General features: G+C 70.2%; 12 protein-coding genes. 6 read left to right on the plus strand and 6 right to left on the minus strand.

Going from position 1 to position 12,443, the window contains the following annotated elements; genetic code table 11:
- Nucleotides 1–55 precede the first annotated feature (55 nt).
- The 3 genes from EER30_RS24510 to EER30_RS24520 all read right to left on the minus strand — a co-directional run bounded on the left by EER30_RS24510 (nt 56) and on the right by EER30_RS24520 (nt 3,159).
- Complete coding sequence (locus tag EER30_RS24510; RefSeq protein ID WP_240670287.1) at nt 56–886, minus strand: bifunctional diaminohydroxyphosphoribosylaminopyrimidine deaminase/5-amino-6-(5-phosphoribosylamino)uracil reductase RibD; 831 nt, start codon at nt 884–886, stop codon at nt 56–58.
- 269 nt (nt 887–1,155) lie between these two features.
- A complete protein-coding gene (locus EER30_RS24515; protein WP_127502906.1) occupies nt 1,156–2,655 on the minus strand; it encodes a flotillin family protein in 1,500 nt (499 codons plus the stop codon).
- Nucleotides 2,656–3,159 carry a hypothetical protein gene (locus tag EER30_RS24520; protein ID WP_127502908.1) on the minus strand — a complete coding sequence of 168 codons (504 nt, stop codon included), beginning with the start codon at nt 3,157–3,159 and terminating at the stop codon, nt 2,656–2,658.
- A 109-nt stretch (nt 3,160–3,268) separates the two neighbouring features.
- On the opposite strand from EER30_RS24520, the gene EER30_RS24525 reads away from it, so the two are divergent.
- Nucleotides 3,269–4,123: an aldo/keto reductase gene (locus EER30_RS24525; RefSeq protein ID WP_127502909.1), complete on the plus strand. Its 855-nt coding sequence runs from the start codon at nt 3,269–3,271 to the stop codon at nt 4,121–4,123.
- Here EER30_RS24525 and EER30_RS24530 read toward each other — a convergent pair.
- From EER30_RS24530 to EER30_RS24540, 3 genes are all read right to left on the minus strand, one after another.
- A complete protein-coding gene (locus tag EER30_RS24530; protein WP_127502911.1) occupies nt 4,120–5,088 on the minus strand; it encodes an ADP-ribosylglycohydrolase family protein in 969 nt (322 codons plus the stop codon). The genes EER30_RS24525 and EER30_RS24530 overlap by 4 nt on opposite strands.
- 234 nt (nt 5,089–5,322) lie before the next feature.
- Nucleotides 5,323–5,853, minus strand: a complete 531-nt coding sequence (locus tag EER30_RS24535; RefSeq protein WP_127502913.1) for an SMI1/KNR4 family protein — start codon at nt 5,851–5,853, stop codon at nt 5,323–5,325.
- 96 nt (nt 5,854–5,949) lie between these two features.
- A complete protein-coding gene (locus tag EER30_RS24540) occupies nt 5,950–6,618 on the minus strand; it encodes a GntR family transcriptional regulator (RefSeq protein WP_127502915.1) in 669 nt (222 codons plus the stop codon).
- 119 nt (nt 6,619–6,737) lie between these two features.
- On the opposite strand from EER30_RS24540, the gene EER30_RS24545 reads away from it, so the two are divergent.
- The 5 genes from EER30_RS24545 to EER30_RS24565 are packed head-to-tail and all read left to right on the plus strand — an operon-like array spanning nt 6,738 to nt 12,436.
- Nucleotides 6,738–7,790 (plus strand): sugar ABC transporter substrate-binding protein, encoded by a 1,053-nt coding sequence (locus EER30_RS24545; protein ID WP_127502917.1) that lies wholly within the window; start codon nt 6,738–6,740, stop codon nt 7,788–7,790.
- 8 nt (nt 7,791–7,798) lie between these two features.
- Nucleotides 7,799–8,884 carry a mandelate racemase/muconate lactonizing enzyme family protein gene (locus EER30_RS24550; protein ID WP_127502919.1) on the plus strand — a complete coding sequence of 362 codons (1,086 nt, stop codon included), beginning with the start codon at nt 7,799–7,801 and terminating at the stop codon, nt 8,882–8,884.
- Nucleotides 8,881–9,939: an ABC transporter permease gene (locus tag EER30_RS24555; protein ID WP_127502921.1), complete on the plus strand. Its 1,059-nt coding sequence runs from the start codon at nt 8,881–8,883 to the stop codon at nt 9,937–9,939. Before EER30_RS24550 ends, EER30_RS24555 begins: the two co-directional genes overlap by 4 nt.
- Nucleotides 9,936–10,907, plus strand: coding sequence for an ABC transporter permease (locus EER30_RS24560; RefSeq protein WP_127502922.1), 972 nt, complete (start codon nt 9,936–9,938; stop codon nt 10,905–10,907). Before EER30_RS24555 ends, EER30_RS24560 begins: the two co-directional genes overlap by 4 nt.
- Nucleotides 10,907–12,436 (plus strand): sugar ABC transporter ATP-binding protein, encoded by a 1,530-nt coding sequence (locus EER30_RS24565; RefSeq protein ID WP_127502924.1) that lies wholly within the window; start codon nt 10,907–10,909, stop codon nt 12,434–12,436. Before EER30_RS24560 ends, EER30_RS24565 begins: the two co-directional genes overlap by 1 nt.
- Nucleotides 12,437–12,443 lie beyond the last annotated feature (7 nt).

Here is a 12,443-nt window from a genome sequence, read left to right on the forward strand (position 1 = left end):
ACTCCTGCTCGCGATAGGGACATCCGGCCGCCACGGGACGCTCGCACGGGCAAGATCACCAAGGGGTGGCCGCGAGGGCGCGGGTGAGCCGGTCGGTGTAGGACTCGCCCACCTCGCCGTCCCGGATCGTGTGGATCACGTCGACCTCGTCCCGCGCGGGCGGCCCGTCGAGCACGATCCAGTTCGGCGGTCCGGACCGCGACGGGATCGCGGTGGTGTCGTCGGTGATCACCAGATCGCTCAGTTCGTGCAGCCTTGCCCGGTACGCCGAGTCGCGCCCCTCGGCCACGATCAGCGAGACCAGCGCCCGGCCGGTGATCCGCTGCACGAGATAGGGCAGGTGCCACGCGATGAGTTCGTTGCGCAGGACACCCGAGCTCACCTCGGTGCCGGCCGAACGCACCCGGGCCAGACCGACCCCGGCGACCTCGGGGTTCGGGTCGCGGAGGCCGGCCACGCAGCGCGCGAAACCGCAGGTGGCGACCAGGTCGGCGCAGGGCGGCTGCCGGCCCCAGTGCGCGCAGGGTTCGAGCGTCGTATAGATGGTGGCGCCACGCAGCACCGACCGGTCGGCGACGTTGTCGATCGCGCAGCGTTCGGCGTGCCGGCCGCCGTACCGCTCGGTCGAACCCTCGGCGATCAGCTCGCCGTCCTTCACGATGACCGCGCCGACCGTGGGGTTGGGGCTGGCCCCGCCCTCGGCCGCCATCGCCCGCAACAGCGCCCGCCGCATCCAGTAGGCGTCGTCCCGCGCTTCCCCCGGCTTCTCGGCCTGTTCGAAAAGTCCGCCGAGGCCGTAGCCGGGGAGCGGCGCGAAGCCGTCGCGGATCTCGGCCTGCTCGGGTCGCCTCATGCCGAACCTTTCCTTCGTGTTCTGCTCGGGCATCGTATTCACGACCCGCTCCCCCGGCCGCCAGGCGGCGCCGCCCGTCGTGGTGTGAACTGCGTCAACCGGCGTTCGAATCGCAGATTTACGCCATGCCGGGGCCGTCCGCCGCGTGGCGTCCTGGGGACATGGACAACCTGATCTCCGAGATGGAAAAGCGGGGGCATCTCGTACGCCGTGGGTCGGCCGGCTACGACGAGGCGCGCACGGATCAGGACGGAGGTCGACCCCACCGCCCTGTTCCAGGCCGTCCACGGTATTCCGGTCCGCTAGCGCTCCGCTTCGAGCTCCGACGGCTTGCCGTTCGCGCCCGCCCCGAGCTTGCTCAGCAACGCGGGCAGGTCGATGCCGGTCAGGTCGGTGCCGAGCTGCAGACCCTGGGCGACGTTGTTCGCCACCGACTTGGTCAGCGACGACGCGCCGTCGGTCGAGATGACCGTCATCTTGTCGATCGCGCCCATCGGCGCGCTCGCCGCCTCGACGACCTGGGGCAGCACCCGCACCAGCAGGTCGAGGACGGCCGCCTCGCCGTACGCGGCGAACGCCTCGGCCTTGCGAGCCATCGCCTCGGCCTCGGCGCCCCCCTTGGCCAGGATGGCCGCCGCCTCCGCCGCACCCTCGCGCTCGATCGCCTCGGCGATCGCCGAGCGGCGGCGCTGCTCGGCCTCGCCCTCCTTGGCGCCCTCGATCGCGTTGGCCTCGGCCAGCGCGGCCCGGCGGGCCCGCTCGCCCTCACCGGTGAGGCGGGCCTGCTCGGCCGAGGCTTGCGCGGCCGCGATGACGGCCTGCCGTTGCGCGTCGGCGTTGAGCACGGCCGCGGCGCGGGACGCCTCGGCCTCCTGCTCCACCTTGTACCGCTGGGCGTCGGCCGGCTTGCGCACCTCGGTGTCGAGCTGGCGCTGCTTGAGCTCGGCGTTGCGCTCGGCTACCAACTGCTGCTCGGCGAGGATCGCCTGGTCGCGTTCGGCCTGCGCGAGCGGACCGGCGGCGGCCGACTTCGCCTTGGCCGCGTCGATCTCGGCCTGGATGCCGGCCTGCTTGAGTGCCAGGTTCCGCTGCTCCTCGGCGATCGCGCCCTCGGCGATCAGCCGCGCCTCCTCGGCCGCCTGCCGGGCGCGGGCCTCGGCGATGGCGGCGTCCTTGAGCACCCGGGCCGCTTCCGGACGGCCGAGGTCCTGCAGATAGGAGCCCTCGGCCAGGATGTCCTGCAGCTGGAACGTGTCGAGCACGAGACCCTGGTTGGTCATCGAGTGCTCGGCCTCCTCGGCGACCGCGTTCGCGAAGGCGGCCCGGTCCCGGATGATCTCCTCGATGGTGAGCCGTCCGACGATCGAGCGGAGCGCGCCGGCCAGCACCTCGCGGGTGAACTCCTCGATCTCGGCCTGCTGGTGCAGGAACCGCTGCGCCGCGGCCCGGATCGCCCCCTCGTTGCCGCCGACCTTGACGATCGCCACACCGTGCAGGTCGGCGCGAATGCCCTGTTTGGACACCGCGCCCTTGATGCTGACGTCGATGCGCCGGCTGGACAGGTCGAGCGACTGCAGTTTCTGCACGACCGGCAGCACGAACACCGAGGCGCCCATGACGACCTTCTGCCCCGACAGGTCGGTGACGCTGGTGCCGTCGGCGGAGTGGGTGACCCGGCCCTTTCGACCGGTGATGATGAACGCCTCGTTCGGGCCGGCCACCTTGATCCGCGAGAGCACGAACAGGATCACGAGGATCACAAGAAGGACGACACCGCCGACGGCGATGAGCAGAGGTGACATCTAAGCCTTTCCAGGGTTGAGGGTTTCCTCGACGATTACGCTGGTATCGGACGGCGCCTCGACCACGAAGACGTGGGCGCCCGAGGGAATCGCCTGCTGAGCGCGGGCATAGAGCTTGACCGGCTGGCCACCGAGCACGACGCGCACCTCGCCGAAGCCCGCGCCGGCCGGAACCGGGGTGACGATCACGCCGAGGGTGCCGACCAGGTCCTGCCGGGTCGGGGTGGCGTCGGTGCGCATGGTGCGGGCCGACCGCGAGAGCCGCAAAACCAACCAGGCGGCGGGAAAGGCGGCGACCAGCCCGATCGCCGCGGCCGCGCCGGGTGAGCCGATCAGCTCGGCGGCGATCGCGCCCGCGAACCCGAAAGCCCCCAGGAACCCGGCGGCAACCTCGAGCGAGACCGGCCCGTCGACGCCGAGGTGCAGCAGGTCTCCACCGAGCAGCGCGAGCGCCAGCACGACGACCCCGACGCCACCGATCACGAGAAAAGTCACTGTCGCCATCCGCCGCCTCCCCGCCCGAACGACCAGCTCAGCGTAGATCAATGACGCCAGTGACCACGTACCCGTCGGCTATTGTTACTTCGGCTTTAGCAGTTACTTGGAGGATCTCATGGGCATCGAAGCGAGCGGCACCCTCGAGCTGGGCGGCAAGCCCGTCCACCGGCTCGGGTACGGCGCCATGCGGATCACCGGCCCCGGCATCTGGGGCCCGCCGCGCGACCACGACGGGGCGGTACGGGTGCTGCGGCGCGCCGTCGAGCTCGGCATCACGTTCATCGACACCGCCGACTCGTACGGCCCGGATGTCTCGGAGGACCTGATCCGCGAGGCCCTGCACGACGTCACCGGCTACGGCAACGTCATGATCGCCACGAAGGGCGGCTTCACCCGCAGCGGCCCCGACCAGTGGGCCCCGCTGGGCCGCCGCGAATACCTGCGCCAATGTCTGCAGATGTCGCTGCGCCGCCTCGGCGTCGACCAGATCGACCTGTGGCAGCTGCACCGCATCGACCCGCGCACCTCACGCGACGAGCAGTTCGGCACCCTGCTCGAATTCCTCGACGAGGGCCTGGTGCGCCAGGTCGGGCTCTCCGAGGTCAGCGTCGACGACGTCAAGGAGGCCCAGGCGGCCGGCGTCCCCGTCGCGTCGGTCCAGAACCGCTACAACCTCGGCGACCGCCGCGCCGAGGACCTGGTCGACTACTGCACCGAACAGGGCATCGCCTTCATCCCGTGGGCCCCGGTCGACGCCGGGAAGCTGGCCCGACCGGGCGGCCCGCTCGAGAAGGTCGCGGCCCACCACCCCGGCGTCACCAGCGGTCAGCTCGCCCTGGCCTGGCTGCTGCGCCGCTCCCCCGTCATGATGCCGATCCCGGGCACGGCATCGGTCGCCCACCTCGAAGAGAACACGGCCGCGGCCGACGTCACCCTCACCGACGACGAGTACGAGCTGCTGACCGTCTAAACCGTCCGCGGGCCGCCCTCCGCCGCCGACCGCGCCAGGTCGATCAGGTCGGCGGCCCGTTTGCGCTCCCACCCGTGCACAATCAACTGCCATTCTCCCGGTACGGCTTCCGCACCCCAGCGCGCCCCGAGAAACGCGCCGGCGATGGCCGCCACGGTGTCGGTGTCGTTGCCGGCCCGAACGGCGGCGTACAACGCTTCCCGCAGATCGTGCCCCGGCGTACGGGAGATGGCTGACCACGCGGCCTGCAGGGCGGTCACGACGAACCCGTTGTCGGGAAAGTGCGATGGCGGGTGCTGTTCGGCGTCGTCGAGCCACCCGGCCCACTGCGCGCGGCGGTCGGCCGGAAGCAGCTCGAGGCCTTCCCGCAGGCCTTCGAACGTGCCGTCGAGCACCGCCCGCCGCACGGCCGCACACCACAACACACAGGCCTCCCCGGCCAGAGGGTCGAAGTGCGTCAGCTCGCTGACCGCGATCGCGGCCTCGGCCATCGCCACCGGATCGTCGAGATAGGCGAGTGCGACCACTCCCGTACGCATCAGGGAGCCGTTGCCCGCACTACGCCCTGTCCGCTGGTGGAGCACCCGCGCGGCCTCGCGGGTGGCGGCCCCGAGCCCGTCGGTGGCCCGCCCGCCCACCTCACCCAGCACCCGCTTCGTCTGGATGCCGACGTCGGTCGCGCCCTCGGACAGCCACCGCACGAAATTCTGCGCGATCCGGTCAAGCGCGGCCGGCTTCCGCAGGTCGATCCCGGTCGCCGCGACCTCGGCGATGCAGACTGACATCTGGGTGTCGTCGCTGTATTCGCCGGGCGCGTAATCGCCGAGCCCGCCACCGGTCATCCGCGGCGCCTCCCCGGCCGGCGGCGGCGCGGCGAACTCGTACGGAACCCCGAGCGCATCCCCACACGCCGCCCCGAGCAGTACGCCCGCCGCCCTGTCACGCTGCACCGCACTCAACCGCATCCGTGTCTCCGATCGTCGCCCTGAGCCGCCGCCCATCGAACAGTCCACCGGCACGGTGGTCAACTCCGCCGGCGGCTTGCGATGACGCGCGGGGATGGCGATGGTTCCTGGTCTCTGCTCTCCTGACAGCATGCGTCCAGCCTCTACCTCCCGAGCCGCGACGACCCGGTGCCGCCAGTCTGAGCGGCGCCGCGGCATCGCAACGGCTGAGCGGTCAGTCCAGGTCAGTCCAGGTCAGTCCAGGTCGAAGTCGCTGTCCGGGCGCAGCGCGCGCACGAAGGTCGCGAAATCCGGCGCGAGGGTGGTGATCCGGTAACCGACCTCCTGATCGACGTGGACGACGCTCGGTTCGCCGTCCGGCCCGCAGGCGCGGTAGTCGAAGGCGATCATGTCGTGGCCCGCGGAGGGGCAGTCGGCGAAGTACACGCCGATCGCGGGATAGCCCCACTCCTCGACGAGGAAGCGGCTCCCGGTCCGGCCGGCCAGCGAGTAGGGCTTCTCCCGGCCGATCCCCATGATCCCGGTGAGGGCGACGTGGTCGTCGGCCCAGGTAGTTCTCGTCGGCGCCGGGCAGCACGTGTTGAGCGGCATCCCGCCGTTCCGCGTCCGCATGAGGGCGACATAGGAGCCGGGCAGCCGAAACCCCAGCTCCGCCTCGACCGACGCGATCAGTTCGTCGGTGGGATAGTCGCCGCGATAGGTGTCCGCGTACGTGTCGTCGTCCCAGAAGGCGTCCAGGTCCAGATCACCGAAGTGCTCAGTCACACTGCGACACGTTACTCAGCCCGCACCGCTCGGTAGCCGGGCTCATGGGAGACCGCATCGAGCCGGAACGATGGCCGGACGGCTTGGCCGGTGAGGTCACTCGTCGAAGGCGAGCAGGTGGCGTTCTCTCGCTCGGGTCAGGTGCAGGCGCATCGCTGACTCGGCGGCGTCGGGGTCGCCGTCGCGGATGGCCAGGGCCAGGGCTCGATGTTCGTCGTTGGTGACGGCCGTCTGCGAGTAGGGGAAGTAGCGCCGGTGCAGGTGGAGGTGGGCGTGCAGCCGGACGATCGACTCGCGCAGCAGGGGGCTGGCCGACGCCTGGGCGACCAGGTCGTGCACGTGGGCGTCCAGGGCCGTGAAGGCGGCGTGCCAGGCGCGGTCCTCGCCGCCCTCGACGGTGCGGGCGGCTTCGACCAGCAGTTCGGCGCGTTGGGCGTCGGTGGCGCGGGTGGCGGCCCAGCGGGCGGCGGCGCATTCGAGCAGCATTCTCATGTCGAACATGTCGTGGAACTCGGCCAGGGTCAGCAGGGGGCTGACCGTGTAGCCGGCCAGCGGTCGCTTCCGGACCAGCCCCTCGGACTCCAGGCGAGCCAAGGCTTCCCGTACGGGCGTGGGTGAGACTTCCAGTTCGCGTGCGAGCTGGTCGATGTTGACGCGGTCGCCCGGCGCGAGGGTGTGTTCGAGGACGGCGGAGCGCAGCGAGTCGTAGACGTCGTCGCCGAGGGTCGACCGCTTCAGGGGCGGCAGCGACGTAGGGCCGGTCATGGCCACCATCCTCGTGTTTCGCAGGAGTTTCGCAATCGTGTCTTGACTGCGGTCGATGTGAGCGGGTACACAATCGGAAAGATCCTATAGGATCTACGAAGAAGCCGAAAGGAACCCGCATGAAGCGGTCCCCGTTCCTCCGGCTCGGTCTGGGGGCGGCCGCCATCGGCCTGCTCGCCACGGCCGGGTGCACCAAGAAGAGCGACAACGAGACGGCCGCCGCCAGCAGTGGCAAGGCGGCCGACCAGGTGAAGGTTGCCCTCGTCCCCGGCGGCGCCCACCCCTATTTCCAGCCGTGGAAGACCGCGGCGACCGAGGCGAAGACCGAGCTCAAGCTGGGCGACGCCACCTTCAACGAGACGTCCGGCTGGGATCAGACCAAGCAGAACGACGTCATCAAGTCACTCGCCGCGCAGGGCTACAACGCGTTCGGCATCTTCGGCGTGGCCCCCGAGAACATCAACTCCACGTTCGAGGATCTCAAGCGACAGGGGTTCGCGGTCGGCTCGCTGGCGTCCTGCCCGGCCGGTGACGTCAACAAGGCCGACTTCTGCCTTTCCACCGACACGGGGGAGGCCGCCTACAAGGCCACCAAGGCGGCCATCGAGGCGATCGGCGGCAAGGGCAACCTGGTCCACCTGACCGGCAACAAGGTCGACTCGAACACCCAGCGGCGCATCGCCGGCGTCGACAAGGCGGTCGGCGAGACCGCCGGGCAGGTCAAGGTGATCCAGGTCGTCACCGACATCGACACCGACCTGCAGACCGCGCAGAAGGCGGTGGCCGACCTGCTCGCGGCCAAGGGCACCCAGGTCAACGGAATCGTCACCACCGCCTACAACCCGGCGGTCGCAGCCGCCGAGGGCATCCGGCAGTCGAAGCTGCCGATCAAGCTGATCGCCATCGACGACGACAAGACGATCCTCGACGGCATCAAGGACGGGTCGGTCTCCGGCACCGTGCTGCAGAACCCGGCCGGGCAGGCGCTCGTGGGGTCGTACGCGCTGTTGAAACTCTCGGAGGGCTGCACGATGGCCAAGCCGGGCGTGGTGGTCGACTCCGGCTCGTTCATCGTCACCAAGGCCAACGTGGACACCTACGAGACCGACCGTAAGGCCAAGACCGACGAGCTGCGTACGGCGTTCGACGGCCAGTACCTGACCTGCAAGTAGGGAGCGCCGTGCCCGTCATCACCCACGCCGAGGCGTACCTGATCGATCTCGAGGTCGAGACGGTCCGCACCGACGCCCTTCAGACCTTCGTCAAGCAGGAGACCATCTTCGTCGAGATCCGCACCGACGACGGCGGCGAGGGCGTCGGCTACAGCTACACGATCGGCACCGGCGGCACCGCGGTGCTGGCCCTGCTCCGCGATTCGCTGCTGGCGCGGCTGCCGGGGCGCGATCCGGCGCGGGTGGAGGCGATCTGGCGCGACCTGTTCCTGACGACGAAAGCGACCACGGTCGGCGCCATCAGCTCGCTGGCGCTGGCCGCGGTCGACACCGCGCTGTGGGACTGGCGTTGCCGTGCCGCCGGCCTGCCCCTGTGGGTGCTCGCCGGCGGTGCCAAGGACCGCATTCCCCTGTACGACACCGAGGGCGGCTGGCTGCACCTGAGCACCGAGGAGCTGGTCAAGGGCGCCGCGCAGAGCCAGGCCGCGGGGTGGCCGGGCATCAAGATGAAGGTGGGCCGCTCGCCGGCGCAGGACGCCGAACGGCTTGCCGCCGTGCGCGCCGCGGTCGGCCCCGACTTCGACGTGATGCTCGACGCCAACCAGTCGCTGACCGCGGCCGACGCGGTGCGCCGCGCCCGCCTGCTGGAGCCGTACGACCCGTTCTGGTTCGAGGAGCCGCTGCCCGCCGAGGACGTCGCCGGGCACGAGCAGCTGGCGGCGGCCACCTCGATTCCCGTGGCGGTCGGTGAATCGATGTACGCCCCGGGCCAGTTCGCCGAGTATCTGCGGCGTGGCGCGGCCGGTGTCGTGCAGGTCGACGTGGCCCGCATCGGTGGCATCACGCCGTGGCTCAAGGTGGCGCACCTGGCCGAGGCCGCGAACGTGCCGGTCTGCCCGCACTTCCTGATGGAGCTGCACGTAAGCCTGTGCTGCGCGGTGCCGAACAGCCGCTATCTCGAGCACATCCCGCAGTTGCGCGCGATCACCCACGGCGAGATCGAGATCGTCGAGGGCCACGCGCTGGCTCCGTCGGCCCCGGGCCTGGGCATCGTGTGGAACCGCGACGCGATCGACAACCGGAGAGTCCATTGACCGCTCAAGTGGAGTCACCGGCGCCCCCGGACGCGCCGCCGGCCAAACCTCGCCGATTGCCGCTCTGGGCCAATCCCCGCATCGGGCTCGTCGTGCTGTTGGTGCTGCTCGTGGCGTTGTTCACCACGCTGCGGCCGGCGTTCCTCGACACCCGCCTGACCCTGACGCCGCTGCAGTCCGACATCAGTGTCTACCTCGTGGTGGGCCTGGCCCAGCTGAGCGTGCTCTCGCTCGGGCACATGAACCTGGCGGTCGGCCGGATGGCGGCGACCAGTGCTTTCGCCATGGGGCTGGTCCACGACAAGCTCGGGGCAGGCCTGATCGTCAGCCTCGCGGCGGGGCTGCTCGTCGGCGCGCTGCTCGGCGCACTGGCCGGTCTGATCATCTCCCGTACGGGGGTCAACTCGTTCGTCGTCACGCTGGCGATGGACTTCGCCCTGGTCGGCCTGATCACAATTCTCTACGCCTCGGCGACCGACGGCGTGGCCTTCCCGACGATGCCTTCAGGGATGGAAGCGCTGCGTTTTGATACCTTCGCGGACTACTGCATGGGCGACGTCTGCGGCCCGCGCATCCCGCTCGTCGTGCCCATCGCGATCGCCGCGGCCCTGCTCGTGGGCCTGTTCTTCCGGTGGTCGCGGGTCGGCCGGGAGGTATTGATGACCGGGTCGAACATGCGAGCGGCGGAACTCTCCGGCATACCGACAAGGTATCGAATCGTGCAGGCCCATGCTCTCAGTGGACTGATCGCGGCGCTGGCCGGGTTCCTGCTGGCGGCCAACAACGGCGCGTTCTCGGCGAGCATCGGCGACTCGTTCCTGCTGCCCTCGTTCCTGGCGCCGGTGCTGGGCGGCACGTTGCTGGTCGGCGGCGCGGTAAGCGTACTCGGCACCGCCCTCGGCGCGGCGCTGACCCAGGTCATCTACAAGGGCCTCAACCTGCTGCAGTTCCAGCTCGACCAGCTGCAGCTCTACATCGGGCTCGTGCTGCTCGCGGCGCTGTCGCTCGACCGGTTCCGCCACGTCCTGGCCGAGCGGAGAGGCGCCAAACTATGACGCTCACGGCTACTTCCCTGAGCGCGACCTCCCGGAAACCCGAGCTCACGCTGGCGGTCATCGCGGTGGTCGGGTTCGTCGCGTTGGCCATCGCCACCGGCGGGAACCTGCTGTCGGCGGGTACGCTCGAGGCGTTCTTCCGGTTCCTGGCCGTGCCGATCGTCATCGGATTGTCGCAGATGGTCGTGCTCGCGGTCGGGCAGATGAATCTGTCGGTCGGGGCGCTCACCGGGTTCTGCGCCATGGCCGCCGCCTGGCTGATGCTCGAGGCCGGCCTGCCCGCTCCGATCGCGGTGCTCGCCGCCCTCGCGCTGGGCCTCGCGGTCGGCCTGGCCAACGGCATCCTGGTCGTGCTGACCCGCATCAACGGGTTCATCGTCACGCTGGCCACGATGACGATCATCCAGGGGCTGCGGTACGGCGTGAACGGCCCCGATACCTTCCAGGGCTACTCCGAGGGCCTTCGGGCGTTCGGCCGGGCATCGATCCTCGGCCTTCCCGCGGTATTCCTCGTGGCGATTGCTGTCGCCGTGCTCGTCGGGCTCTACTTCTCCCGTACGGTCTCCGGCCGCAAACTGCTCGCCAGCGGTGGCAGTCCCTTCGCCGCCCGGCTCTCCGGCATCTCGAACGACCGCTCGCTGATCACCGCGCACGGACTCTCCGGCCTGCTCGCCGGGGTCGCCGCCGTCATCACGGTGGCTGCCTCGGGCTCGGTCAACGCCACCATCGGCGACGACCTGCTGCTGCCCAGCTTCGCCGCGCCGATCATCGGCGGGGTCGCGCTCACCGGCGGCATGGTCAGCGTCACCGGCACGGTCCTCGCGGCCTTCCTCGTCCGCCTGGTCGACGTGATGCAGGCCCAGTTCGGCATCAACCCCCGCTGGGTCGACCTCATCATCGGCGCCGTCGTGCTGGGCGCGGTGCTGCTCGGCACCGTCCGCCAGAAGCTGCAGAAGGGGTCGACTTGATGCTCGTCGCGGAGAAACTGGTCAAGACGTTTCCGGGGGTCCGGGCTCTGGACGGGGCCAACCTCACGCTGCGGCCGGGGAGCGTGCACGCGCTGCTCGGGGAGAACGGGGCGGGTAAGAGCACGCTGGTCAAGCTGCTCACCGGCGTCTACCGGCCCGACGGTGGCCGCATCCTCTCCGACGGTGCGGAGCTGCAGTTCGGTGGGCCGCTGGACGCGCAGAAGGCCGGCATAGGCGTGGTGCACCAGGAGCGCAATCTCATTCCGGCGTTCTCGGTCGGCGAGAACATCGTGTTGCATCACCTGCCGGGACGCGCCGGGTGGCTCGACAAGCAGCGGATGCGGGCTGAGGCTCGGCGCTGCCTGGAGCTGCTGGAAGTCGACCTCGACCCGGACATGCCGGTCTCGCGGCTGTCGGTGGCTCAGGGTCAGCTCGTCGAGATCGCCAAGGCGCTCAGCCTGGACAGCAAGGTGCTGCTGCTCGACGAGCCGACCGCTTCGCTGACCGGGGACGAGGCCGACCGGCTCTACAGCGTCGTGCGGCGGCTGCGCGACTCCGGGCACGCGGTCGTGCTGGTCAGTCACAAGCTGGAGGAGGTCTTCGCGGTCGCCGATACCGTCACGGTATTGCGCGACGGACGCAGCGTCGCCGAGGCCGAGCCGCTCGAAGGCCACACGCAGAGCCAGATCGTCGACCTCATGGTGGGCCGCGCGTTCGCCTCGATCGAGCTGGCCCGCCACCCGGTCGACGCTTCACAAACGCCGGCGCTGCGACTGAGCGATGTCGCCACGGGCCTCGGTCACCAGGACATCAACCTTTCCGTACGCCCGGGCGAGATCCTCGGCCTCTACGGGCTCGTCGGCGCCGGGCGCAGCGAGCTCGCGAAGGCCGTACTCGGGCTGGAACGCATCACCGCGGGCACCGTCGAGATCCACGGAAAGCCGGCCCGCATCCGCAACGTCGGTGAGGCGCTGCGGCGCTATCGGCTCGGGTATGTCACCGAGGACCGCAAGGACGAAGGGTTGTTCCTGGAACAGCCGGTCACGCGCAACATCGCGGTGACCGTGTGGCGGCGGCTCGCCAAGGCGGGGTTCGTGCCCGACCGGCGGGAGCGTGCGCTCGCGGCGACGTACGTGGAAAGGCTCGGGATCAGGGTCTCGACGCCGCAGCAGCTCGCCGGGCAGCTCTCGGGCGGCAACCAGCAGAAGGTGAGCCTGGCGAAGTGGCTGGCCGCCGAGTGCGACGTGCTGATCGTGGACGAGCCGACCGTGGGCATCGACGTGCGGACGAAAGCGGCGTTCCACGAGCTGATCGCGGGGCTGGCGGCGGAGGGGCTGGCGTTGCTGCTGATCTCGTCGGACCTGCCCGAGACCGTCGTGCTGGCCGACCGGATCGCCGTCATGAGCGAGCTGCGCATCGTCGGCGAGCTGGACAACGACCACGACTACCAGCGGATGAGTCAGCAGATCATCCGCCTGATCCACGCAGAGCCGTCGAATCCCGGCACTCTCCGCCCGACCGAAAGCTGAACCTCCG

The sequence above is a fragment of the Actinoplanes solisilvae genome (assembly GCF_003999975.1).
Taxonomy (GTDB): domain Bacteria; phylum Actinomycetota; class Actinomycetes; order Mycobacteriales; family Micromonosporaceae; genus Actinoplanes; species Actinoplanes solisilvae.